Raw genomic sequence first — 25,156 nt, 5'->3', positions numbered from 1 at the left:
CGACTAACGAAAACCTGCTGCATGCTTCGTTTTGATGCTTTTTTGCTTGCTTTTGATGCTTGTCGCTATAAGTTTTTTTTGGTTTGTGAGTTTATGCTTTTTATATAAAGCATTTGTAGTTCCCATGGAGATAAACAGGGGTGAATAATTATTTACTTCTAAATTATTCTGTTAAATTTGTGGATTAACGCGTTGATACAGATTTAATATATGGGATACAATAGTCTAGCAGCATGTGTTGCGGATCTTGAAAAACATGGTCATTTAATCCGGATTAAAGAGGAAGTCGATCCTTACCTCGAAATGGCTGCAATTCATATGCGGGTGTTTGATGTCGAGGGACCAGCATTGTATTTTGAAAATATCAAAGGTTCGGAATTTCCGGCTGTATCCAATCTCTTTGGTACATTGGACCGTTCGAAGTTTATGTTTCGTGATTCGTTGGATCATCTTAAAAAGTTGGTGGATGTCAAGATGAACCCGGGTGCTGTGTTAAAAAATCCATTTCAATATATCGGTTCATCCATGACTGCGCTAGGTGCCTTGCCTTGGAAAAAGAAGTCGGGCGCTCCAATCCTACACGGTAAAACAAGCATCAGTAAGCTTCCTCAAATTGTTAACTGGCCAATGGATGGTGGTGCTTTTGTCACCATGCCACAGGTCTATACGGAAGATGTAAATAAGCCGGGGATCATGCATGCCAACCTGGGGATGTATCGGATTCAGCTTTCAGGCAACGATTATATTCCGGACCGGGAAATAGGATTGCACTACCAACTGCACCGCGGAATCGGTATTCATCAGACAAAGGCCAATGAACTTGGTGTGCCGCTTAAGGTAAGTATTTTTGTGGGTGGCCCACCTGCGCATCCTCTGTCTGCAGTCATGCCACTTCCAGAAGGTCTTTCTGAAATGATCTTCGCTGGTGCTTTAGGCAATAGACGGTTCCGCTATTTTTACGACGACGAAGGTTTTTGTATTTCAGCGGATGCGGATTTTGTGATTACAGGTACCGTTTATCCTAATGAGAATAAACCGGAGGGACCTTTTGGGGATCATATAGGCTATTATAGTCTTACCCATCCTTTCCCCTTGATGAAGGTGCATAATGTATACCATAAGAAGGATCCGATCTGGTCATTTACAGTGGTAGGGCGACCACCGCAGGAAGATACTAGCTTTGGAGCGCTTATTCACGAAATCACAGGGGCAGCAATTCCTCAGGAAATCTCAGGCCTGCATGCCGTCAATGCGGTGGACGCGGCAGGGGTACATCCCTTATTGTTTGCGATAGGATCAGAGCGTTATACTCCTTATCAACGTGTGGACCGTCCACAGGAGATTTTAACCATTGCCAATCAGATTCTTGGAAAAAACCAACTGAGCTTGGCCAAATATCTTTTTATTTCGGCATATGAGGATAATCCCAAATTGGATATCTATGATATTCCAGCATTTTTTGGACATATTCTGGAACGGATTGATCCTGCGCGGGATCTTCATTTTCAAACAAATACAACCATAGATACTTTGGATTATTCGGGCGATGGATTAAATGCGGGTTCGAAGGTCGTATTTGCAGCTGCGGGAACAAAGAAAAGGGAGCTTGCACGAGAGCTACCTGCAAATTTTGATCTGCCAAGGCCATTTAACCAAGCGAAGCTGGTGATGCCGGGTGTCTTGGCGATCGATGGGCAAGCTTTTACGGCCTATGGAGATGAAACTGCGATAATCGGGGAATGGTGCCGTGCGGCTGAAGGGCTGGCATGGGAAGGTTTTCCGCTGCTGGTACTGTGCGACGATGCCAGTTTTACAGCAGAGACAGTTAATAACTTTGTCTGGACAACCTTTACACGAAGTAACCCAGCATTTGATATCTATGGGATTAAGAGTTTTACAACGTTCAAACATTGGGGCTGTGAAGGGCCGATTATTATTGACGCACGCACTAAACCGCATCATGCACCCGCATTGATTAAAGATGAAGTTGTTGAAAAACGGGTTGATCAATTGGGTGCAAAAGGCGGGTCACTCCATGGAATTATTTAGAAATTCAGTAGGAAAGGCTAAAGACAAAGAACTTTAATAAACAATTAGCAAAAAGCATATACAATTTAATCTGATGAAAACAGAAGAATTATTAGCGAAGTCAAAGGGAAGCCAGCTTCAGTTTCAGGAAGTTTTGGATCATATCGCAGAACAGTATACCTATAGTCCAACGCCATTTCAAAATGGAAATCTGAAAAACTCTGCAACGGAAAATCAGGGGAGCGCAAAAGTATTGCATTTTGCCAAACTAAATGAGCTTTCAGTCGCAGATACCCTGCTCTTGTTTGCTGAGCATTATCAGAATGTATTGGATAACCCCGTAGGTGAGGGGCATCAAAATATCCGCCAGTTTATGGCAAATGGCTGGGATGGGGTTGTTTTTGAGGCGGATGTATTGACTGATAAATAAGTCGGGGATGTGATCATTCATTTGAATCAAATATAAGCCAACTGCCATTGCAGGATCTGTACACGATCCGATCAAATATATAGGGGCCTCGAAAGAAGCCCCTATTTTTGTAAACTAATTTATAGTACAGCGCACCTGTCTATATTAACCTTTGCTTTCGCAATCTTCGTCTTTACTGCCACCAAAATAGACCATCCAGCAGATGCCAAACTGATCCTGGAATGAGCTGTAGAGTTCCGCAAAAAATGTTTCTCCCAAGGGCATTTCCACTACTTTTGCATTGGCGCTTAACGCGGTATGTAAGGTTTTTGCTTCCTCAGCATTGTCACACATCAACATCACATAAGTATTATTGCCCTGTACGTACTGCTGACCGAAAGCTGGAACGACATCTGCACCCATAAGCATGCTCTCGCCATTGATGGAAATGGCTGTATGACAGATTTTGTTCTTGGCCTCATCTGGAATTGCTGGCATTTGTGGATCTGTGGGGATGTCACCATAACGCATGTATCCCGGATTTTTGGTTTGGAAAACCTTCTCATAAAATGTGAAAGCCTCTTCACAGTTCCCATCGAAATTTAAATAAGCGTGTAATTTTGCCATGATTTCTAATTTTTGAATATATTGATTATTTCTTGATGCGTATCTTTTTGCGTTAATACGGCTAAAGATTCGCGTTATACCTTATCTTCTCAAATTTCTCCCCAATGAGCAGTAACCAGGAGGACTGTCTTTGGATGTGAAGATAAAATTAAGCTGAAGTTTTGATAAAAATCTTGCCCTAAGGCAAGATTTGAAAAATGGACCTTCGCTGACAGGAAAAATCTTTAATTGCCGTGAACAATTTCCTTTCGGATACGGCTCAATGAGGTATCTGTGATGCCGAGATAAGAGGCGATATGTTTTAAAGGAGCCTGCTGGATCAGGATTGGTTTTTCTTTGATCAGACGCAGGTATCGGCTGGTCGCGGGTTCGGTGATCATGGCAATAGCTCTGTTTTTGCTGTGTACCAGTTCTGCTGCCATCCATGAACGCCCCCATTCCCTAAATTCAGGAATACGATGGAATAGTTCCTGATGATCTTCAAATCGTATTTTCCAAAGCTTGGTGTCTGTAAGCGCCTGAATATTTTCCACTGTGGGCGTACGCTGGAAAAAAGATGCAACTTCAATAACCACATCGTTGTCGCTGCAAAAGCCAATCGTGACCTCGTTGCCTTCGTAGTCGTGCAAAAAAGATCGTGTAAGGCCATATTCTATTAAATAGTAGGCATTTGAAACCTGTCCTTTGTGTAGTATAAAATCACCTTTTTTTATCGTAATGGCTTGGTGTTTCTCTTTTATGGAATTCAGTTCATCAGGCGTAATTGCGAGATCACTGTAAAAAGTTCCTATTAGATCCATGTCCTTGGTTTATTTGATTACTGAGTGAATTTAATGATAAATCTTGAAAGCTGTTGTTAATCTATTGTGTGATTATTGTAAATAAATAGTTGTTTTGTTGCTAATTTTACTTGTTTAAATGGTGTTTATTAGTAAAAACATAATAAAAATTAAAAATTATTATGAATTTAGTTTTTAATTGTTTTACTTTGTATCAAGAACATAATGTAAAAACGAAATATTTAAAATTTTCATAATATGTGTGGAATTATTGGCGCTTTTGAATTGAAGCAACCTGCAGACTCATTGAGATCCCAAGTATTGGAAATGTCAAAACGTATTCGTCACCGTGGTCCAGATTGGTCTGGCATATTTACGGGCGAGAAAGCTTTATTGGCTCATGAGCGATTAGCTATTGTTGACCCGAAATCAGGTAGTCAACCTTTGTACAGTCCGGATGGCAAAGTTGTATTGGCTGTAAATGGCGAGATCTATAACCACCATGAATTAAGGAATAGCCTTCCGGATTATGCGTTCGCAACACAGAGTGACTCGGAGGTAATATTGGCATTGTATTTAGCCAAGGGGCCATCGTTTGTCGATGAGTTGAACGGTATCTTTGGTTTCGCATTATATGATTCGCGTGATGACTCATTTTTTGTTGCCCGTGACCATATGGGGATTATCCCATTGTATTACGGAAAGGATGCGCAAGGACAACTGTTTGTCGCTTCTGAATTAAAGTCTTTGGAAGGTTTCTGCGAGACGATTGAGCAATTTCCTCCGGGACATTATTTATATAGTAAAGAAGGTACAACACCGCAACGTTGGTACCAACGCGATTGGGAAAGCTATGACACGGTGAAAGATAAGGAGACTGATATCGCCGTATTGCGTAAAGCATTGGAAGATGCAGTACATCGCCAATTAATGTCTGATGTTCCTTATGGTGTATTGCTTTCGGGAGGTCTTGACTCTTCTGTGATTGCTGCAGTGACCAAAAAATTTGCATCTAAACGTATTGAAACTGACGATAAAGAGGATGCCTGGTATCCACAATTGCATTCTTTTGCTGTTGGCTTGAAAGGTGCACCTGATTTAATTGCAGCACAAAAGGCTGCTGATCATATTGGAACAATCCACCATGAAATCAACTTCACCATTCAGGAAGGTTTGGATGCCATCCGCGATGTGATCTATCACCTGGAGACTTACGATGTGACGACTATCCGCGCTTCGACTCCGATGTACTTACTGGCACGTGTGATCAAATCCATGGGCATCAAAATGGTGCTGTCTGGTGAGGGATCCGATGAGCTTTTTGGCGGCTACTTGTATTTTCACAAGGCGCCTAATGCACAGGAGTTTCACGAGGAAACTGTTCGTAAACTGAAAAAACTGTACCTCTATGACTGTCTACGTGCAAATAAATCGCTGGCAGCCTGGGGTGTCGAAGGACGTGTACCTTTCCTGGATAAAGAATTTATGGATATTGCCATGCGTATCAATCCATCCGATAAAATGATCCGTGATGGTAAAATGGAGAAATGGGTCGTGCGTAAAGCTTTTGAGGATTATCTTCCGGAAAGCATCGCCTGGCGTCAAAAAGAACAGTTCTCGGATGGTGTCGGTTATAGCTGGATAGATACCTTAAAAGAGCAGGCAGAAAGCAAGGTTTCTGATCAGGAATTTGCAGCAGCAGCCGAACGTTTCCCAATCAATACACCAAAGAACAAGGAAGAGTTTTTGTATAGAACAATCTTCGAATCGCATTTTCCTTCCACAGCTGCTGCACAGACTGTTCCTTCAGTAAAATCTGTTGCTTGTAGCACACCGGAAGCCCTTGCTTGGGATGCTTCTTTCCAAAATCTAAATGATCCATCTGGAAGAGCAGTAGCCTCTGTGCATCAGGAGAGCTACGAAAAATCCAAAGTAGAAGCTGTGTAGATAATCAACCAACCATATACTAATGTTGTAATAGGGATGTCCAAAGGCATCCCTATTTTTTTGGAATATGTTTTTTGAATTATCTTTAGTAATTTTCGAAAAAAACCAAACCAACCGAACCTACGGAATGGTGAACTAATTAAATTACAAATGAAACTATATACTAAACAGAGAAATTTGAAGTCTTTTGGGTTGGCATTTATGCTATTGAGTAGCTCAGCGATTTTTGCACAAAATAAAGATGCTGTTGTTGCGGCTATTGTTCAGGAAGCTCAGGCAAACTCCCAGCTCGAAAACTATGCTTTTGAACTTGTTGATATGATCGGTCCACGTTTGGTGGGGAGTCCACAGATGCAGCAGGCACACGACTGGGTGGTCAAACAATACACCGCACTTGGTGCGGATGCACGAAATGAACCTTATGGAGAATGGCGTTCCTGGGAAAGAGGGACCTCAGCGGTGACGATGACCTATCCACGGATCAAATCACTCGAAGGGACGCAATTAGCCTTTAGTCCGATGACGAAGGAAAAAGGTGTAGAAGCAGAAGTGGTGGCGATGCCTTTGTTTAGTTCTCAGGCTGATTTCCAATCTTGGTTAAAGACGGTAAAAGGTAAAATTGTCCTGATTGGCATGAACCCGATCTCGGGTCGTTCGGATGCCAACTGGAAGGAATCTGCCTCTGCCCAGGGTTATGAAAAATATCAGGCCTTAAAGAGTGAACAGCTCAAGCAATGGGAGCTCAGTATGACCTATACTGGAAGTACACGACGTACACTACCATTGGCATTGGAAACCGCTGGTGCTGTAGGTGTGATCGATTCTTACTGGACAGAACTGCCGGGGCTTACACGGATTTTTGATGCGAAATCGAAGCAGATTCCTGTTTTTAATATTGCTTTGGAGGATTATAGCCTCCTTCATCGTATGGCTGTGCGTGGCGTCAAACCGCGTATACTCTTGCAGGGTAAATCCAAGGAACTTGGTACAGCAAAAACTTATAATAGCATTGCCGAGATCAAAGGAAAAGAGAAGCCCAATGAGTATGTAGTTTTGTCTGCACATTTAGATTCATGGGATGGTGCTTCGGGTGCGACAGATAATGCAACGGGGGTGATTACAATGATGGAAGCAGTTCGTATCCTGCGGAAAGTATATCCCGAAAATAAAAGAACGATCCTGGTCGGCAACTGGGGGAGTGAGGAACAGGGCTTGAACGGCTCTTCGGCTTTTGTGGAGGATCATCCTGATATCGCAAAAAATATTCAGGTGGTATGGAACCAGGATAATGGAACAGGACGTATTGTGCGTATCGGCGGCAGTGGTTTTGAAAAGGCATATGAATATATCGGCCGTTGGTTACAATATCTACCCGAAGAATTTCGTAACGAGATCCAGACCAGCTTTCCGGGAATGCCGGGAACGGGTGGAAGTGACCACTCTTCTTTTGTACAAAAAGGGATTCCGGCCTTTGGCCTTTCTTCCACTTCCTGGGATTATGGAAAAGTAACCTGGCATACGAATCGGGATACCTACGATAAAATTGTCTTCGACGAAGTCAAGCAGAATGCGATTATTGTTGCGGTATTAACTTACCTTGCTTGTGAGGAGCCTGCATTGGTGTCAAGAGAGAAAATCGTATTACCTGTGGATAAAACTGGTAAACAAATGGCTTGGCCAACAAATTTACAGTCCAAAAGGACAAGCGGTAATTAATGATGAAACAGCTTGTATTTACGATCGTATTCCTTTTCTTCTTCAGTTTCGCTTTTGCCCAGATTCCCCATGGGGATCTGGATAATTATAAAAGAGAATGGATTGCCTTAGAGGAAAATGCCCGACCGCTGATCGGGATACGAAGTTTTACGGTCATGGGAAGTAAATATTATCTCATAGTAGATCCAATGACACTAGAGACTCGTATTGTGGATAGTAAGTTGCTTAAAGTCCGCAGTAGAGATTCTGTACAGGTCAACAAAAGCTTAAATGGAACGGTGTATGAACGTTGCTTCTCCATCGTCAGGAAAACAGAAAATAATCTGCAGGATGCGGGACTGAATTTTAGACTGCCGAAAGAATCCGGAATAAACCTAACGATTGACTTGTGTCCTTCCCATAAACCTTTAGACAAGGATATTTTTGAAGATGTACTATCTGCATTTAAGGGGTTGGACAGTACACTGCCATTGGCGGTGTCTGTGTCAGGAAAATGGCTGTTAAATCACCCCGATGACTTAGCCTGGTTGAAATCTTTGGAGAAAAAGGGGATCGAGATCACTTGGATTAATCATACCTATGATCATGTTTTTAATAGTAAGCCTCTGGTATCTAATTTTTTGTTATCTCCAGGTACTGATTTGAGTTATGAGATACTGGCCAATGAAAAATTGATGCTGAAAAATGGACTTATGCCTTCTGTCTTTTTCCGCTGCCCAGGTTTGGTTTCGGATCGTGCGATTATCGAAAAGCTGCTATCTTTTGGTCTAATTGCCGTTGGCTCTGATGCTTGGCTGGCTAAAGGGCAACCGGTGCATAATGGTAGCATTGTTTTGATTCATGGAAATGGTAATGAAGAGTTGGGGGTGCGGGATTTTATTAAGTTGCTCCAGACGGAGGCTGACGCCATTAAAGCAAAACATTGGACGCTGTATAGCCTTTCTGAAGGACTGGAACAGTACCCCAATTAGCGATTGAACAATTTGTTCTTAATAACACAAAGGCGCCAATCCGAAAAGAAAGGCGCCTTTGTATGATGAGCTGTTACTACTTATTTTTTTAGATGCTGATTAAAATAATCCGCAATTTTCTCGTACATATGGATACGATCTTTGCCCATCACATTATGTTCGTGGGTAGGGTATAAGAAATAATCGACTTGTTTTCCAGCCTTAATACAGGCTTCTAAAAACTCCATGCTGTTTTGTTGTACAACCACTGGATCTTGTGCGCCATGGATGATCAATAAGCGTCCTTTTAGCTGATCTGCTTTGTTCAACAAGGAAGTTAGTTTATATCCTTCAGGGTTTTCCTGAGGTGTGTCCATATAACGCTCGCCATACATTACTTCATAAAACTTCCAGTCAATAACTGGACCTCCAGCGACTGCGGCTTTAAAAATATCGTTATGATGTAACATAAATGAAGTCGTCATAAATCCACCGAAACTCCAGCCGAAGATTCCCATGCGTTGTTGATCGACAAAGGACTTTGATTTTAGGAATTCAATTCCTTTGAGTTGATCGGCCATTTCATTTTGACCAAGGTTACGGTGAGTAGCCGTATAAAAATCACGGCCTCGGTAATTGGTGCCGCGATTGTCCATTGTAAAGACGATATATCCCTGTTGGGCCATATAAAGATCAAAGTAACCTGCTCCACCTAGCCATTTGTTGGAAACCAATTGTGAATGAGAACCACCATACAGATAATACATGACCGGATATTTCTTCGCAGGGTCAAAATCATTTGGATAGATAATACGGCCGGTCAGGGGATATTTGCCATCAGCCGAAGTAAGTTGGACAAATTCTATTTTTGGATTATTAATTTTTCCGCTGAATGGATTGTCAGCTTTGACCAGGACAGTTCCCTTACCCGATTTGACCTCCTTGATCTGGATTATGTTGGGTGTCTTCAGGTCACTATATTGGTCATAGATATATTTGCCATCACCACTCAACGAAGCCTGGTGTATACCAGATTCATTTGTTAGCTGTACTGTTTTTCCGGATTTGAGGTCTACCTCAAATAATTGACGGTCCATGCCATTATTGGTGACACCGATATAACTTATTTTGTTTCCATCAGCCGAGAAGTCCAATAGGTTTTCTAGCACTATGTCCTTAAAGCCTAATTTTTTAATCAGTTTTCCCTCCGTATTGTAGCGGTAAAGCTGGTTGTAGCCGTCTTTGTCGGATTGGTAAAGAAATTGATCCGCTGTGTTTGGTAAGAAGGTAAGTGGATTTTCTGGCTCTACCCAAGTTGTTGCGGTTTCCTCAAACAATGTTTTAACCAGCGCTCCGGTTTCAGCATTGTATTTATTGAACTTGAGGTCATTTTGGCCGCGGTTGAGAACGCCTACATAAATGAATTTACCTGAAGGATCCCAGGTTACACTGGTCAGGTATTGTTCGCTATGATCTCCGGTCTGTAAGGTTACTTTTTGTCCTGTAACACTGTTGTAGACAACCAGTGTTACCTCCTCCGATTTTTGCCCTGTCATGGGGTATTTTATCCATTTGATTTCGGCAACTTTCGGACTCCATTGGGGGAGTGGATAGTTGGCGACCATGGTTTCATTCTTGCGGTAGTAGAGTAATTTGTCATTTTGAGCATTCCACCACATGCCTTTTTTGATACCGAATTCCTGACGGTGGGTATAATCACTACCATTCACAATACCTTTGTCGCTGTCGTTGGTTACAGCAGTTACTTTTCCGTTTTTGTCAACGATGGCAATATTATTGTCCACCAAATAAGCGATTTTAGAAAAGTCTGTGCTTAGTTCGCGGTTAGCACCTTGGCTATCGTTGCCGATAAAACTTTCTATATTTTTAGACTTGAGATTATAGACGACAGTATATACTTTGTCTTTGCCATCTACCTGAAGCAAGAGTGAATTGCCATCACGCCATTTGTAGTCGTAAGGAAACATGCGTAAGCTGAATGTTTCGTTTGGAATTGCAGCTTTCAAAGCTGTTTCGAGCTCAGTTTTAGATAACAAGCTCGTCTCTGCCCAATTGTTTGCTGCACTTTTGGAGAGCAGATTTTGATACGATTTATCGAGGTAAGTGAGGCTGTTTGATTTTGGTATCCAGGAAGCTGCAGTAATCGATGTTGGCGCATAGGTGCGCGGTCCGAATACCGTTTCTTCCAAATTAAGGTTTCGTTGGGCATGGCTGGTTAAGGCACTTGCCAACAAGAAGAATAGCGCAATTCTTTTCATTAGAATAATTTATTTTTAATGATGCTGAGCCGACCATAAGTGTTTTTTGCTCTTATGATGGAGTTTGCTTTTAAATTTTATAGGGCTAAATTAGGGAAATAGCCCTATAAAACCTAGTACAGAATTGTTGCTTGTCTAACTGAAATTGTTGTGTCGATCTATAGTTTGCGGAGCCAGATATTTCTAAACTGGACCAGATCACCATGATCTTGCAGGATAATGGGGCCGGGACCATGGCTCACCTGTTTCGGAAGTCCAATGTACTCTGTTGTGCCATCAATCTGGGTGTTATTCTGGACAAGGACGCCATTGTGGAGCACAGTCACTGTGCCTTTGCTAATCAATAGACTGTCTTTGTTAAACTGGGGAGCCTTGTAAATGATATCGTATACATGCCATTTGTCCGTTACAATGACTTGAGCCAACGGCGGACGTTGTTTATAAAGACTTCCTGCGCCACCATTGACATAGGTCGGATTGTTATTGTTGTCCAATACCTGAATTTCATAGAGCCCCTGCAGGAAAATGCCGCTATTCCCTCTGCCTTGTCCTTCGCCCTTGATGAGCTCGGGACTCTTCCATTCAATATGGAGCTGAAAGTCGCCGAAATGCTCGGTTGTCTCGATATTTCCAGTTCCGGGTTTTACTTCAAGCGTATTATTGGCAACTGTCCAGTTTGCATTCCCCTTTTCGCTCTTCCATTTGCTCAGGTCCTTGCCATCAAAAAGAACAATGGCATCACTTGGGATTCCCTTGTTGAGTGTTACCGTTGGCGGAACAGGTTTGTAATACTCTGTATCGCTGGGTTTCATATTTGTTTGGGCATGGATTGCGCTGGAACCGCATAAGATCGCTAGGCATAGTGCCGAAGATAAAGAAAAGTTCATCTGTTGGGTTTTTGGTGTATTTAAACTTAGGAAAATTTGCTTTTATATACAATTATAATTTTGAATAGGATCTATTTAAATGTCTGCTTGTGTCTGGATGAGATTTTTCTCTGGTCTGATGCTATTGAACTCGTCGAAACTGTCGATTTTTTGATTTCGGAACAATTTGCTTAGGTTTGTGCATGGCAACCATTTTACAGACAGTCTCATTGAAAGAAGCGCGGTTTTATGCGCCGATTGGCTATTACGAGGAGGAGCAGATTCTCGGGAATGAATTTTTTGTGTCTATTGATGTCTCTTTCCCTTTTCATAATACAGAAACCGAAGATTTGCGTAATACGCTAAATTATGAAGAACTGTATCAGATCACTGCTCGTGTGATGCAACCCAAACGGAAACTGTTGGAATCTGCAGCGGCAGAAATATTGGAACAGATTCGGCTAGGGGTACCGCATGCCGTAATGATTGAGGTTGTCATTCGCAAATCGAATCCACCTTTTGGCGGCGACTTATCCTATTCGCAGGTCGGTTTGAAATACCTGAATGATTAATTTTCAAACTGGACCAGCAAAAGTTTGAAATACCTGCCTAAATTTGCGGATCCATTGTATAAAAGTGTCAAATTGTTAAGATGAATATTTACGATCTTGTTATAGCCGATAAGGAAAAGATAGCATTAGAAGATGTTTTTTTGGCGGAAGATAGCCGGCAGAAACTGCAGCAGCTGATTAAGGAGCATCGCTATATTCGAGAGCTCTCGCAATATGGTCTGCCTGTAAGCAACAAGATTCTATTACACGGTTATTCGGGTTGCGGAAAAACAACGACGGCAAAAGCGTTGGCGACGGCACTCGACAAACCGATCTATATCTTGAATCTGAGTAACTTGATCTCATCCCGCATTGGTGAGACTTCACAGCATATCAAGCAGGTCTTTGATAAGGCAGGACGTGAAAAGGCTGTACTGTTTCTCGATGAATTTGACCAGATTGGAAAAGCGCGGATCAGTGAAGAGAAAGATGTAGGGGAGATGCGCCGCCTGGTGAACACGATTATCCAACTGATCGATTATTTTCCCAACGAAGCTGTATTGATTGCGGCAACCAACCATCCCGAGATATTGGATACAGCAATTATTCGACGATTTCAGCTTCGCCTAGCTTTTGAATTACCAACTCATGCGCAGCTGGATGCCTATTACGCTAAACTATTTTCTCCCTTTCCGCAATATGATGTATTGGTATCACGAATTTATGATGTTTCCTATGCAGAGGCAAAAGATTATATCTACGATGCTGTTAAGTTTTTGCTGATTAGGGCATTGGAACAAGAAGAAAGATCAGAGCCAGAAGGGTAAAGCGCCAAGGTTAATGTTTTGTAAAATTAAATCCGCCTGAAAACAGTTTGCCTACTGCTACGTTAATGCTATACCGGGTAGTGGGATCATGTCTTCCAAGCAATGACAATATCGCGCCCTTTTATGGACGGTTTTAAATGTATTGTGTCAAAATGTCGCTTTAAATTATTTGAAAATGACATTTTGTCTTTGTTTTGCGACTGGTACGTGAATTGAATATCCCCTAGAAAAGAGTTAGAAAATAAAGCTTAACAAAAAATAAAAAAATTAGGAGGACAAAAAATGGCATTAATTAAATTCCCTACAAAAAGTTTAAATACCGACGCAGTAAATCCATTTGTAAATACTGTATTTGACAATCTATTCAATGATAATTTTATTTCAGATCGTTTAGTTTCACGTGTTCCAGCGGTGAATATTTCGGAGTCTGAAAAATCATTTAAGATCGAAATGGCAGCTCCGGGATTGGATAAGTCAGATTTTAAAATCAATGTGGATAAAAATCTGATTACTATTTCTGCAGAGAAAAAAGAAGAACAAGTAAGTGAAGAAAAACTATATAGCAAGAAGGAATTCAATTATAGTTCATTTTCAAGATCATTTACCTTGCCTGAAACGGTTGACTATAGCAATATTGAAGCAGCCTATGAAGGTGGAATATTGATTTTAACTGTTGGCAAGAAAGAAGACGCTATTATCGCAAAGCGTTTGATCGAAGTAAAATAGTTCGTGCCGCCCATATGATAAACATCATATGATAGGCGCATCCTGACCGATGGTCAGTTGATACTCAAATAAGATAGTTTTTTAGGTTAGTTTATGTTTTGATCCCTCGGAATACAAAAATATTCCGAGGGATTTTTTTATCCAATCTCTTCATATCCCTCTGCACGCGGTACTTTGGCCAGATAGGGCTCCATTTCTTCCGGTAATTTGGTCAATTTTCGCAGCTTTAAGTCAAGCCAAGCGCCATCAACATTTACTGTACAACATAATGTGCCATCCTGGCGATAAACCTGATGGATAAAAGAAAAACGACTATTGATCTTATTGTATTTAGTCAATTCCACTTTTACCTGAACGTATTCATCCAGGTGTACTTCCTTTGCGTAGATCAATTCTTCCCGAAATAGAATCGGTCCGATCTGAAACTGGGCGAACTTGTCCAAAGAAAAGCCCATTTTGTTCAACATGTTGCTCCGTGCCTGTGCACAGATATCGGCATAGGCGGAATGACGCATGTGCCTATTGGCATCTATTTGTGCCCAGATGACCTGTCCCTCATAAAATATATTTTCCATAATTATTATCGTGATTTGCCTCCTTTTTATGAACAATTTACATATTTTTAAATTAAGCTGTAACACTTTGTTTGTTTGCTATACTTATTACCTGAAAAGATCTTAAAAAGAAAATTTACCATTGGCTCATTCGGAAACAGAATTTCTTCAGTTGATTGACGAAAATAAAGGAATTATCGTCAAGGTGAGCCGTATGTATATGGATGACCAGGATGGACGGCAAGATCTTTATCAGGAAATTGTGTATCAGCTCTGGAAGTCTTACGCAACGTTTAAGCAGCAAAGTAAATTTTCAACATGGATGTATCGTGTTGCATTGAATACCGCGATGGTATTTTTAAAGAAAGAGAAGAAACATCAGATTTACGATAGCCTGGAAGAACGACATGATTTTCCGGACGAATCTTATAATCCGGATAAAGACGAACAGCTAAAAATATTCTATCAAGCGGTGCATGAACTGAATGCCGTAGAAAAAGCGTTGATCTTTTTGTTTTTGGAAGGCCAGAGCCATCGCGAAATCGCGGCACACCTTGGTATATCTGAAGTCAATGCACGGGTCAAATTAAATCGTACAAAAGAACGGATTCAACAAATCATTAAAAAATACAATTATGAATTTTGATGAATTAAAAAAATCTTGGCAGGAACAGCCAACAGATGAGGATTTACAAAATCCAAATCTCAAACATTATAAGGAGGTCGGCAATATCATGGCCAAGCTGAGACGCAATATCAAACTTGAATTTGTTTCCTGGGTGGTGTGCATGTTTTTTCTGATTGCTGTACCCATGCTGCCAATCTATAAAATCTCGGGGTATGCAGCTTTTGCGTATTACTTTTTTATTGTGCAGATCTCGCTGTCGAGCTTGCTGTATTACCGCAGGTTCTATTACCTGATCAAAAGTGCCAAGCAGATTGATCTCCTGGCGTCCCGTGAGCATCTACTAAAGCTCTATTATGACCTTAAATATGCGGTCGAAACTTATCGTATTGTTGCTTATGTGATGATTCCGCAAGCCTTATTTCTTTACCTCATTATGATTGGCCAAAATAGGGCTGTGGCTTGGTTTGAGAAATTATATAACTTCAGACAAACCCTTCAGCTGGATCCCAATTTTATATTATGGATGATCCTTTCGGCACTTATTTCGATCGTTATTATCGTGTTGATTACCGAGTTTATGATCCGTGCCTATTATGGGGATTATGTCAAACAGATCAAAGAAAACCTGGATCAGATGGAAGCGGAATAAGGGTATTGATGCGAAAAAGGTAAGGTCTTTGTGTTTTTCGAACTTGGATATTTCGTATCTTGTTATCGAAAATCCTTGTCCATGATGTACAATCCGACCAAGAAGTTACAACGTAGTTCCCAAATCTTAAGCATATTAGCAAAATATGGTTTCAAAGATGCCATTGCCCGATTGCCATGGAAAGGGCCAAGAGCGAGTTTAGAGCGTAATATAGATGTTGATAAAATCAGTGTATATACGCGTATTCGCATGGCTTTGGAAGAGCTCGGACCAGCCTTTATCAAGTTGGGACAATCGGCTTCCACCCGCGAAGGTTTGCTCCCAAAAGATCTTGTCGAGGAACTCAAAAAGCTCGAAGATAACGTCCCGCCCTTTGAAGTCGACATTCAGGAATACCTCGCTGAAGAACTTGGATTAGACATCACCGAACAATTTGAGACCATCGCGTCGGAACCTTTTGCCGCAGCGTCCATTGCTCAAGTCTATCGGGCGACATTAAAAGACGGTACAAGTGTTGTCTTAAAAGTGCGTCGACCGGGAATAGATGAGGTCATGCGTGTAGATCTTGCGCTCATGCGTGATATCGCCAAGATTCTGACCATGTACAATGACGCACTGGAAAATCTCAACCTTTCCCTCATCGTAGAATCTTTCGCCATGACCCTGCAAGAGGAAATGTCTCTGGTCATCGAACGCCATAACATTGAGCGCTTTGCTAAAAATTTTAAAGGCAACAAACTGATCAAGGTGCCCAATGTGTACCCTGATCTGTCCTCTGACCGCGTGCTCTGTATGGAGTATCTCGATGGTTTCAAAGTGACGGATATCGTGGAAATTAAACGACGGGGAATGGATGTGGAAACCTTGGTGAAAAATGGGATCAATCTATATCTGGAACAGGTGATTATCCACGGCTTTTTTCACGGTGATCCGCACCCCGGTAATATGATGGTGATGCCCGATGGGCGTATTGCCTTTTTGGACTTTGGCAACATGGGCAAATTGCTCGGAATTGACCGACGACAGCTCGAGGAGTTTATCCAATCAGCGATTTCCGAGGATGCAGTCCGATTGGCGGATGTTATTGAAGATGTGGCTGTAGTGAGTCATATCCCTGACCGAAATCAGTTTGAACGCTCCCTATATGAAATATTTGACATGATTGATAATGTTTCCTTAGGTGATCTCAGTCTTGATCTGCTGTTCAATAAACTCTGGAAGATCATTGGTGATAATCGCTTGTATTTTCCGGAATATATCTATCAGCTCATGCGGGGTATTTCTTTGATGGAGGGAATCGGCCGCCAGCTTTATCCTGATCTCAATATCATGGAGAGCATTAAGCCTTTTGCCCGACGGATCATGATGGAGCGGCTGTCACCAGAAGCGATTTTCAAGAAAGGAAAACATAAGATAGAGTCTTTCGCACGCGATGTCGAAAAACTTCCAGAGGATATGCGAGCTTTGGTACGCTTATTCCGTACGGGAAATTTCACCTTGAATCATCGTCTGATCAGTGCCCGGTCCTTCAATGCCATACTCCGTAAAGGGGTCAACCGTATTGTGATCGGTATCATGTTTATGTCCCTCAACTTACTGGGGGGAATGGTGATTGTGGCGCGTATTGAACCGCAATGGTGGGGCATTCCCGTTTTTGCCTGGATATGCCTGGGCTCGGCCTGGGTCTTTGCGGTCTATTTATTTATTGCCATGATCCGGGCAAAAGATAATGATTAAATGACCGTCCCTAGTTCATCTATATTTTTGAATAATACACACAACGAATTAGCTGATATAAGCTAATAGCATACGAAATAGTTATGGAAATCAATCTAATTGGAAAAAAAGCCCTGATTGGCGCAAGTTCTGCCGGCATCGGTGCCGGGATTGCCAAAGTTTTGGCATCCTGTGGTGCCTCGGTTACCCTAGCATCACGTAGTGAGGAGAAATTGAAGCATACTTTGGAAAGCCTGGACAGCTCGAAAGGGCAGGTACACCAATATATTCTGGTCGATTACAATGATCATGAAGACTATAAAGTACAAATAGATCGTTATTTTGAATCAAACAAAGTGGATATCCTGGTCAATAACTCCAACGGACCACAAGCGGGAACGATTGATCAGAAAAATCTGGCGGATTACCAACATGCCTTTGAACTTTTATTTCAAAATCACTGTTATACGACATCTTGTGCCTTACCTTACATGTTGGCAAATGGTTATGGACGCATTATCAATGTATCGTCTTCCACTGTAAAAGAGCCCGTATCTAATCTGGTTTTATCAAATACCATCCGTACCGCATTGATAAGCTGGAGCAAATCGCTTTCAGATGATGTTGCAAAGGATGGCGTGACAGTCAATAGTATATTAACAGGGCTGTTTGATACCGAAAGAATTCAGTCTTTGACCAATATGGATGCACAGCGCTTGGGTATATCCTATGAAGAAGCCTTGCAATTGAGGTTAAAACAGGTGCCGGCTGCTCGTTTGGGTGAGCCTGAAGAATATGGCTACCTGGTCGCCTTTATCTGCTCGACCTACGCCAACTACCTCACTGGAGCCAATATTCCGCTGGATGGTGGTATGTTGAAAGGCTTGTAAAGTAAAAAAGAAATTCGCCCGAGAATGAGAACGGCGAGCTTATGACTGAGTAGTCGTAAGCCTTAAAAAAAAGTGGCTATCCAAAATCTTGGGTAGCCACTTTTTTTTGTGTGATTTAAAAAACTTTGCTTAGTTCAAAACCAATTCAGTATTGACAATAATGTCCACATCAGAGGCAACTGCTTCTACACCTGAAGGTAATTTATCATTGTATTTGATCCCAAAATCCTGACGGTTAATTTTTGTTTTTGCTGTAAAGCCTGCACGTGTTTTTCCCCAAGGATCGGTAATAACACCACCGTTTTGAGTAACATCAAAAGTTACTTTTTTAGTTACGTCGCGGATGGTCAGATCTGCTACCATAATATATTTACCTTTCACTTTCGCATTTTTGAAGGTGACAGATTTTAAAGTCATCTTTGGAAATTTGTCTGCAGCGAAGAAATCATCTGTTTTTAAGTGATTGTCACGTGCTTCAATACGCGTGTCAACACTATTGACATCAATGGAAAAGTTTACTTTTGCATTGTTGAAACTTGTAGCGGTTGCAGTTTCCACTGTTCCCTCTACTTTGGTAAACTGACCATCGACAAAACTGATACCAAGGTGTTTTACATCAAATCTTGCATTGGTATGTCCCGGATCAGCAGACCATTTTACCTGCGCTACAGCAACATTAACCATTAACGCTGCCACTGCCAAAAATTGGAAAAATCTATTCATGTTGTTTTCTATTTGTTTATTTATCAAACGTTTAATTGTTCAAAATGTTTGTTTGAACAAGCTTCTGCAAAGGTGGGATAAACTTGAATAGAAAAAATTGATGTAGGTCAAGAATTTCGATTAGGCTTTAAAATTTGTCTTTTTAAGCGGCTCAAAAACTCTTGTGTCACCCCAAGATAGGAGGCCAGTTGCATATTGGAGATCCTGGGATATATTTTAGGATAGCGCTTGATAAAATCCAGATAGCGTTCCTGAGCCGTAAAACCTATGCTGGAGATAATACGGTGCTGGGATGCAATCTGTGCACGTTGGGCCATAATTCTGGAAAGTTTTTCATAAATCGGATGGTCTTCGTAGAGTTTGTCTTTATCCGTTTTCGATAACGTGAGTACAACTGAATCTTCGAGTGCCTGAATATTTTGTAAAGCCGGTTCCTGATAGTTGAAGCTAGCAATATCACCCACCCACCAGTCTTCAATGGCAAATTGAAGAATATGTTCTATCCCATCAGCCGTGACATAGAATGACTTAAACAGCCCGCTGACGACATAAGCTTCATAATGGCAGACTTCACCAGCCCTTAAAAAGTATTCCTTCTTCTTGATTTTTCTGACATGATAACGTGATACAATATCATTTAATTCTTCTTCGCTGACATTGATCCGTTGTTTTACAAATTCCTTGAACTGTTCCATTAGGGTGTAAAATACGAAAATTTGCGCTTTATAAAGTAGAATTAGCAGCTAGAATGATACAATTTTATGAAACTTATGCCTAAGCCGAATTTGTATCTCCAGTGCAGAGACAATTGCAAAACGATGAAAATCAAAAAAACCAGACATCTTTTATCCGTTGAATCGTTCGTTGTTCTTTGTCGGTAAATTTATTATTGAGGGTAATAGTAAAGATATGTTATCCTAATCTGTCAATTGGACATTTTGGTGTAATATTTGAATAACAGGAAACGTAATTCAACTTAGTTTCATCAATAATTGGTATCTTTTAATGAAATTTAAAATTTTGGTAGAAGTCCAACGTTAAACATGTTCTAATGAAGTTTGTAGCACCGAATAAACTTGAAAATGATAAGGTCGTATTAAAGTTGATTGACCCAAGTGATTTTGATACGCTTTATCAAGTAGCTAAAGATCCGTTGATATGGGAGCAGCATCCCAACAAAGACCGCTGGAAGGAGGAGGTTTTTCGGTCTTTTTTTGATGCTGCATTGGAAAGCAAAGCAGCTTATCTTATTTTGGATAAAACGACGGGGGAATGCATTGGAAGCACCCGATATTATGGTTTGAATGAGGCCGAAAAATCTATTTTTGTTGGCTTTACCTTCTATGCAAGGGCTTATTGGGGGGCGGGTATCAATCCTTTGGTCAAAGAAATGATGTTTGACTTTGCCTTTAATTTTGTGGATAAGATCTATTTACACGTAGGTGCTGAAAATTTCCGTTCACAAAAAGCTGTCGAACGTTTGGGGGCAAGCAAAGTCGCCGAAAAAATGGTGTCTTATGTCAACGAACCCGAACGGAAGAATTTTGAATATGCACTGGAGAAATCGACCTGGCTTAGAGCCAAGAGATAAGGGATTGATCTCTTTACAGGATTATCCCTTGACTCCGCTCAATATACTGCCTATAATCACAGTCAGCACAATCAATGTGATGACGATATAGAGCTTATCTTTTTCGATAACGAAACCAAAAAGGGAGCCGATCACCCGTACAATCGGTGTACAGATCAAAAGTAAAACCCCAAGTTGTATGATTTGGGGAATATTTTTGCTGAATGCTCCTACGATAATACCGCTGATGGTCGTATTGGATTTGCCCTCACCGACGAAATCTTTATAGTTGGGTACCGCATCTTGTCCGTGGACGATCAAATACCAGATCCCACCGATCACTAACACGGAGGAGGCCAAGATAACACCTGTCCGTAAAATCTGTCCCACCAAAAGTGAGATATCCTTATCGCTCCAATAGTTTTTTGAAAATACTTGTTTCATCTGCAAATAATTATTTATTAAATGTCTATGGCCAAGGGCATAAACGAGCGCATTAATTTTTTTATGTAATTGAACTTCCACTGTTCAAAACTGATATTCGACTGTGTGATACTGGTGAATATCAACTATGTAAAGCTTATTCGCCTAAAATTTATGTTGAAATCCATTGAAAATCATTTCCAGTGCGACCAATGTGATAGCAACGGCAAAAATAATACGCAGGGTCTTGGGATTCATTCTTTTCAAAAGCTTTGAACCGGTAATGGCACCACAAAGTACACCCAGAATGACTGGAAAGGCAATCCCTGGATCCATATAACCCCGTTGTAGATAGACCACAGCTGAGGCTGCGGCTGTCACCCCGATCATAAAATTACTCGTCGTGGTACTGACTTTAAAGGGGATTTTCATCATGCTATCCATGGCGAGTACTTTAAGAGAACCCGAACCGATACCCAGCAAACCAGATAGAATACCTGCGACACCCATCAATGAAAAACCACCGACCACATTGGTCAGTTTGTAGGGGACAAGTTTGCCATCCAATGGATAAGTACTGTTCAATTTTAGCTTTTCGGCTAAAGCTGAACCGCCGGAAAAGGCATGCTCATTTTTCTTGCGCACCGTCATTGCGGCTGAAAAGATCAGTACCACACCAAAGATAATGGCGATCGTATTGGTCGGCATATAAATTGCAATAACAGCACCGATGACAGCACCGATTGTGGTCGCAATTTCCAAAAACATGCCGAGCCGAATATTGGTAATCCCTTCTTTGACATAGGCTGTAGCAGCCCCGGAAGAGGTGGCAATGGAAGCCAGCAGTGCGGCCCCAATAGCATAACGAATATCAACATGAAATAGAAGGGTCAGCAATGGAATGACGACGACCCCTCCCCCCAAGCCTGTCAGCGATCCTAAGAGTCCCGCAACAAAAGCACCCAAAAGGAGGATGAGTGTAAAGGTGAGAATAGTCATATATTTTGTTTATTGATCCAGCATGGAATAATACCAGCTGAACGATAATTTGTTGTAAACTTAAGGGCTTTTTGTTGTTTTTGAAACTTTATGCCCTGAATAGATACAAATGTTACACCAACATGTATCTCGAAAAGAAATACTGCCTTACACCTCACGGCGTAGGCAGTATCGATGATTTTATTAATCTGCGACTCTCCGTTGTACTTTTTCAGTCCGGTTGAAGATATCATAGATGATCGGGAACACGAGCAAAGTCAAGATGGTGGCGGATATCAGTCCACCGATAATGACGATCGCGAGCGGTTTTTGCGATTCTGAACCTATACCTGTAGAGAGTGCGGCTGGCAACAATCCAATTGAAGCCATTAATGCCGTCATGACCACAGGCCGGGTACGTGATTTGACCCCTTTGTAAATAGACTGATCGTTGGGAAGGCCATCTTTTTTGTTCTGATGGAATTCGGAAATCAGGATAACACCATTTTGGATACATATCCCAAATAATGCAATCATGCCCACACCCGCGGAGATTCCGAAATTCATGCCAGTCACATGTAGTGCAATAATTCCGCCGATCAATGCAAAAGGAACGTTGGCTAAAACGAGCAAAGAGTCTTTGATATTGCCGAATAAGATAAACAATAAGAAGAAGATCAACACCAAGCTGATCGGCACGACCTGCGCCAGGCGATGTGTCGCCCGTTGTTGATTCTCAAACTGACCGGTCCAGCCAATGGAATAGCCATCGGGCAATTTGATCTTACTAACCTTCTGCTGTGCTTCGGCAATGGTACTCCCTAGGTCACGATCACGGATGGAAAATTTGATACCAATATAGCGTTTGATATTATCCCGATAAATAAAGGCTGCACCATTGTCCTTTTCTATTGTTGCAATACTTTTTAGAGGGATCAAGGTGCCATCACCACAGGGAACCATCAGCTGGGCAATATCTTTTTCTGTCTTCCGGTATTCAGGTGCATAACGCAGGCGAATGTTAAACTTGCGCTCCCCATCGTATAATACGGAAGCTGTCTTTCCACCAAAAGCCATTTCCAATACCGCCTGGGCATCGGCCGGTAGCACATTAAATGCCGCCATGCGTGTTCTGTCCAGGATAACACTGACCTCCGGCTGACCGATATTCAGGATAATACCGGGCTCCTTGATCCCCTGTATATCCTTGATCTGTGCAAAGACCTCTTTCGATAGGCGGTCCAGTGTAGCGAGGTTGTCACCAAAGATCTTAATCCCGTTCTCGGCCTTAAATCCCGCGACAGCTTCCGCGACATTGTCCGAAATGGGCTGGGAATAGTTGTAGGTGATCCCTTGATACTGCTTGAGCTTATGATCCATCTCTTCGATCAGCTGATCCATGTTAATCTTTCGTGTCCATTCTTCCTTAGGTTTCAGTGCTACAGCAAATTGCACAAAACCAAAACCATTTGGATCTGTTCCATCGTTGCTCCGTCCGGTTTGCGATAATACACCGGTTACCTCCGGAAAGGATTCCAATGTCGTTTTTAATACTTTGGTTGTTTTGATGGATTCCTTTAAGGAAGTACTCATCGGCATTTCGGCGGTTACCCAAAGTGAACCCTCATTTAATGTAGGTAGGAACTCAGTTCCTAGAAATTTCGCGGAAAATAACACTGTACCTAAGATGACCAATGATACAATTAAACTCAAACGTTTATTTCTAAAGGTAAATCCAAAACTTTTGGCCACGATTCTGTTCCAAAACTCCACAAAGGGATTATGCCGTTCTTTGACATTTTTGTTTAACAGAATATGGGATAGTGCCGGTACCAGGGTCAGTGTAAATAACAGCGCACCTAATAGGGCAAAACCGAGGGTAAAAGCCAGCGGCGAGAACATCTTTCCTTCCACTTTCTGGAAGGAAAATATAGGGATTAAGGAAGTGATGATAATCAGTTTGGAGAAGAAAATGGCTTTTCCCAATCCCGTACCGGTCTGTTTGATCCATCCTGCCTTGGCCATTTTGTTGAATTTTTCCATCCCCAGTTTATGGGCCTTATGATCCAGCATGACAAATATACCCTCGACCATGACTACGGCACCATCGATAATAATTCCGAAATCCACTGCACCCAAAGAAAGCAGATTGGCGCTCATACCTGCCAGTTTAAGACATAGAAATGCGAATAACAAGGCCAGGGGAATGACGATGGAAACGATTACTGTCGTCCGCCAGTCGGCCATGAAAAGCAATACCATCAGGGTGACCAGTACAATTCCCTCGATCAAATTGTGCATGACTGTGTGGGTCGTGAAATCCATCAGGTTGTCGCGGTCATAGAAGGTTTGCATTTTGACATCCTTGGGCAATATCTTGTCGTTGAGTTCCGCAATTTTTGCTTTTACGGCTGTCAGTACCTCCCTGGGGTTTTCTCCTTTACGCATCACCACCGTACCGGCAACAACATCATCGCTTTTGCCAAAACCAGCTTGCCCTACTCGGGGCATAGAACTTTCTTTGACCTCCGCTACATTTTTGACGAATACAGGGTTTCCACGTTCGTTGATCACCGTAATGTTTTCGATATCATTGATGGAGTTGACCAAACCGATACCACGTACGACATAGGACTGTCCACTTTTTTCGATCACATCGCCACCGACATTGAGGTTACTTTTGCTGACAGCATCGTAAACCTGTAAAGGGGTAAGATTGTATTTGTCTAATTTGATGGGATCGGTACTGATCTCATAAACGAGATCCTGCCCACCGAACACATTGATGTCAGCAACGCCCGGAACACCTCTCAATGCCCGGTCAATAACCCAGGTCTGTAAGGTCAATAGATCCCTGGAATTTCGTTGGTCGCTATGTAGGGTATACCTAAATATTTCTCCTGTCGGACCGTATGGCGGTTGCACCTCAGGATCTATATCTTCAGGGAGACTGACCGAACGCAGCAAGTTGTTGACCTGATTGCGCGCAAAAGTATCATCTACCCCGTCATCAAAGATGATTTTAACAATGGAAAGCCCAAACATGGTCGTACTACGGATACTGGTTCTCTTCTGAACAGGACTCATGCCCAGTTCAATAGGGGTGGTCACAAAGCGTTCTACCTCTTCGGCACTACGGCCGTTCCATTGGGTGATGATGGTAATCTGTGTATTGGTGACATCTGGAAATGCCTCAATAGGCATACTTTTGAAACTTATAAAGCCAGCAATAGCCAAAATACCAACCCAAATAAAGGTGAACGCTTTATTTTTTATGGAAAAGGCAATGATATTTTTAATGAATTTGTTCATTCTCGTAA

At 41.8% G+C, this 25,156-nt stretch carries 23 protein-coding genes; 13 read left to right on the top strand and 10 right to left on the bottom strand.

From position 1 onward, the window contains the following. Window positions 1-210 precede the first annotated feature (210 nt). Window positions 211-2,049, top strand: coding sequence for a UbiD family decarboxylase (locus tag DFQ12_RS27015; protein ID WP_120262123.1), 1,839 nt, complete (start codon window positions 211-213; stop codon window positions 2,047-2,049). 73 nt (window positions 2,050-2,122) lie between these two features. Beyond that, a complete protein-coding gene (locus DFQ12_RS27010) occupies window positions 2,123-2,458 on the top strand; it encodes a HopJ type III effector protein (RefSeq protein ID WP_120262122.1) in 336 nt (111 codons plus the stop codon). 144 nt (window positions 2,459-2,602) lie between these two features. On the opposite strand, the gene DFQ12_RS27005 is transcribed toward DFQ12_RS27010, so the two are convergent. Together DFQ12_RS27005 and DFQ12_RS27000 are read right to left on the bottom strand one after the other, a co-directional pair. Beyond that, window positions 2,603-3,064 carry a VOC family protein gene (locus tag DFQ12_RS27005; protein WP_120262121.1) on the bottom strand — a complete coding sequence of 154 codons (462 nt, stop codon included), beginning with the start codon at window positions 3,062-3,064 and terminating at the stop codon, window positions 2,603-2,605. Window positions 3,065-3,288: 224 nt separating this feature from the next. Then, entirely contained in the window at window positions 3,289-3,864 is a 576-nt protein-coding gene (locus tag DFQ12_RS27000; protein WP_120262120.1) for a Crp/Fnr family transcriptional regulator, read from the bottom strand. Window positions 3,865-4,101: 237 nt separating this feature from the next. Here DFQ12_RS27000 and asnB point away from each other — a divergent pair, with 237 nt between their 5' ends. From asnB to DFQ12_RS26985, 3 genes are all read left to right on the top strand, one after another. Further along, a complete protein-coding gene (asnB, locus tag DFQ12_RS26995; RefSeq protein ID WP_120262119.1) occupies window positions 4,102-5,790 on the top strand; it encodes an asparagine synthase B in 1,689 nt (562 codons plus the stop codon). A 150-nt stretch (window positions 5,791-5,940) separates the two neighbouring features. Next, window positions 5,941-7,506, top strand: a complete 1,566-nt coding sequence (locus DFQ12_RS26990; protein WP_120262118.1) for a M20/M25/M40 family metallo-hydrolase — start codon at window positions 5,941-5,943, stop codon at window positions 7,504-7,506. Then, the gene (locus tag DFQ12_RS26985) at window positions 7,506-8,477 is read left to right on the top strand and encodes a polysaccharide deacetylase family protein (protein ID WP_120262117.1); all 972 of its coding nucleotides are present in this window, start codon (window positions 7,506-7,508) and stop codon (window positions 8,475-8,477) included. Before DFQ12_RS26990 ends, DFQ12_RS26985 begins: the two co-directional genes overlap by 1 nt. 80 nt (window positions 8,478-8,557) lie before the next feature. On the opposite strand, the gene DFQ12_RS26980 is transcribed toward DFQ12_RS26985, so the two are convergent. Next, on the bottom strand, window positions 8,558-10,735 hold the full coding sequence (locus DFQ12_RS26980; RefSeq protein WP_120262116.1) for a S9 family peptidase: 2,178 nt from the start codon (window positions 10,733-10,735) through the stop codon (window positions 8,558-8,560). A 158-nt stretch (window positions 10,736-10,893) separates the two neighbouring features. Beyond that, on the bottom strand, window positions 10,894-11,622 hold the full coding sequence (locus DFQ12_RS26975; protein ID WP_120262115.1) for a 3-keto-disaccharide hydrolase: 729 nt from the start codon (window positions 11,620-11,622) through the stop codon (window positions 10,894-10,896). Between the two features lie 182 nt (window positions 11,623-11,804). On the opposite strand from DFQ12_RS26975, the gene DFQ12_RS26970 reads away from it, so the two are divergent. The 3 genes from DFQ12_RS26970 (at window position 11,805) to DFQ12_RS26960 (ending at window position 13,705) form a co-directional block, all read left to right on the top strand. After that, window positions 11,805-12,173, top strand: coding sequence for a dihydroneopterin aldolase (locus DFQ12_RS26970; RefSeq protein ID WP_120262114.1), 369 nt, complete (start codon window positions 11,805-11,807; stop codon window positions 12,171-12,173). Window positions 12,174-12,253: 80 nt separating this feature from the next. Next, entirely contained in the window at window positions 12,254-12,979 is a 726-nt protein-coding gene (locus tag DFQ12_RS26965) for an AAA family ATPase (protein ID WP_120262113.1), read from the top strand. 282 nt (window positions 12,980-13,261) lie between these two features. Then, a complete protein-coding gene (locus DFQ12_RS26960; RefSeq protein WP_120262112.1) occupies window positions 13,262-13,705 on the top strand; it encodes an Hsp20/alpha crystallin family protein in 444 nt (147 codons plus the stop codon). Between the two features lie 137 nt (window positions 13,706-13,842). On the opposite strand, the gene DFQ12_RS26955 is transcribed toward DFQ12_RS26960, so the two are convergent. After that, window positions 13,843-14,280: an acyl-CoA thioesterase gene (locus tag DFQ12_RS26955; protein ID WP_120262111.1), complete on the bottom strand. Its 438-nt coding sequence runs from the start codon at window positions 14,278-14,280 to the stop codon at window positions 13,843-13,845. Between the two features lie 121 nt (window positions 14,281-14,401). On the opposite strand from DFQ12_RS26955, the gene DFQ12_RS26950 reads away from it, so the two are divergent. The 4 genes from DFQ12_RS26950 (at window position 14,402) to DFQ12_RS26935 (ending at window position 18,142) form a co-directional block, all read left to right on the top strand. Next, on the top strand, window positions 14,402-14,905 hold the full coding sequence (locus tag DFQ12_RS26950; protein WP_120262110.1) for an RNA polymerase sigma factor: 504 nt from the start codon (window positions 14,402-14,404) through the stop codon (window positions 14,903-14,905). Further along, window positions 14,895-15,536: a hypothetical protein gene (locus DFQ12_RS26945; RefSeq protein WP_120262109.1), complete on the top strand. Its 642-nt coding sequence runs from the start codon at window positions 14,895-14,897 to the stop codon at window positions 15,534-15,536. The genes DFQ12_RS26950 and DFQ12_RS26945 overlap by 11 nt, the downstream gene beginning before the upstream one ends. Window positions 15,537-15,617: 81 nt before the next feature. Beyond that, complete coding sequence (locus tag DFQ12_RS26940; protein ID WP_120262108.1) at window positions 15,618-17,273, top strand: ABC1 kinase family protein; 1,656 nt, start codon at window positions 15,618-15,620, stop codon at window positions 17,271-17,273. A gap of 83 nt (window positions 17,274-17,356) precedes the next feature. Further along, on the top strand, window positions 17,357-18,142 hold the full coding sequence (locus tag DFQ12_RS26935; protein ID WP_120262107.1) for an SDR family oxidoreductase: 786 nt from the start codon (window positions 17,357-17,359) through the stop codon (window positions 18,140-18,142). A 129-nt stretch (window positions 18,143-18,271) separates the two neighbouring features. Here the strand turns inward: DFQ12_RS26935 and DFQ12_RS26930 are convergent, their stop codons facing one another. Further along, window positions 18,272-18,865: a YceI family protein gene (locus tag DFQ12_RS26930; protein WP_120262106.1), complete on the bottom strand. Its 594-nt coding sequence runs from the start codon at window positions 18,863-18,865 to the stop codon at window positions 18,272-18,274. A 107-nt stretch (window positions 18,866-18,972) separates the two neighbouring features. Then, window positions 18,973-19,560 carry a Crp/Fnr family transcriptional regulator gene (locus DFQ12_RS26925; protein ID WP_120262105.1) on the bottom strand — a complete coding sequence of 196 codons (588 nt, stop codon included), beginning with the start codon at window positions 19,558-19,560 and terminating at the stop codon, window positions 18,973-18,975. 356 nt (window positions 19,561-19,916) lie between these two features. Between DFQ12_RS26925 and DFQ12_RS26920 the strand changes: the two genes are divergently transcribed. Continuing rightward, entirely contained in the window at window positions 19,917-20,456 is a 540-nt protein-coding gene (locus tag DFQ12_RS26920) for a GNAT family N-acetyltransferase (RefSeq protein WP_120262104.1), read from the top strand. A 21-nt stretch (window positions 20,457-20,477) separates the two neighbouring features. Here the strand turns inward: DFQ12_RS26920 and DFQ12_RS26915 are convergent, their stop codons facing one another. The 3 genes from DFQ12_RS26915 to DFQ12_RS26900 all read right to left on the bottom strand — a co-directional run bounded on the left by DFQ12_RS26915 (window position 20,478) and on the right by DFQ12_RS26900 (window position 25,148). Further along, window positions 20,478-20,879: a DUF1634 domain-containing protein gene (locus DFQ12_RS26915; protein WP_120262103.1), complete on the bottom strand. Its 402-nt coding sequence runs from the start codon at window positions 20,877-20,879 to the stop codon at window positions 20,478-20,480. Between the two features lie 144 nt (window positions 20,880-21,023). Beyond that, window positions 21,024-21,857 carry a sulfite exporter TauE/SafE family protein gene (locus tag DFQ12_RS26910; RefSeq protein WP_120262102.1) on the bottom strand — a complete coding sequence of 278 codons (834 nt, stop codon included), beginning with the start codon at window positions 21,855-21,857 and terminating at the stop codon, window positions 21,024-21,026. Window positions 21,858-22,040: 183 nt separating this feature from the next. Further along, window positions 22,041-25,148, bottom strand: coding sequence for an efflux RND transporter permease subunit (locus DFQ12_RS26900; RefSeq protein WP_120262100.1), 3,108 nt, complete (start codon window positions 25,146-25,148; stop codon window positions 22,041-22,043). Between the last annotated feature and the right edge of the window lie 8 nt (window positions 25,149-25,156).

It is taken from the genome of Sphingobacterium detergens, from assembly GCF_003610355.1.
Lineage (GTDB): Bacteria > Bacteroidota > Bacteroidia > Sphingobacteriales > Sphingobacteriaceae > Sphingobacterium > Sphingobacterium detergens.
This window is presented reverse-complemented; position numbering and strand designations above follow the sequence as displayed.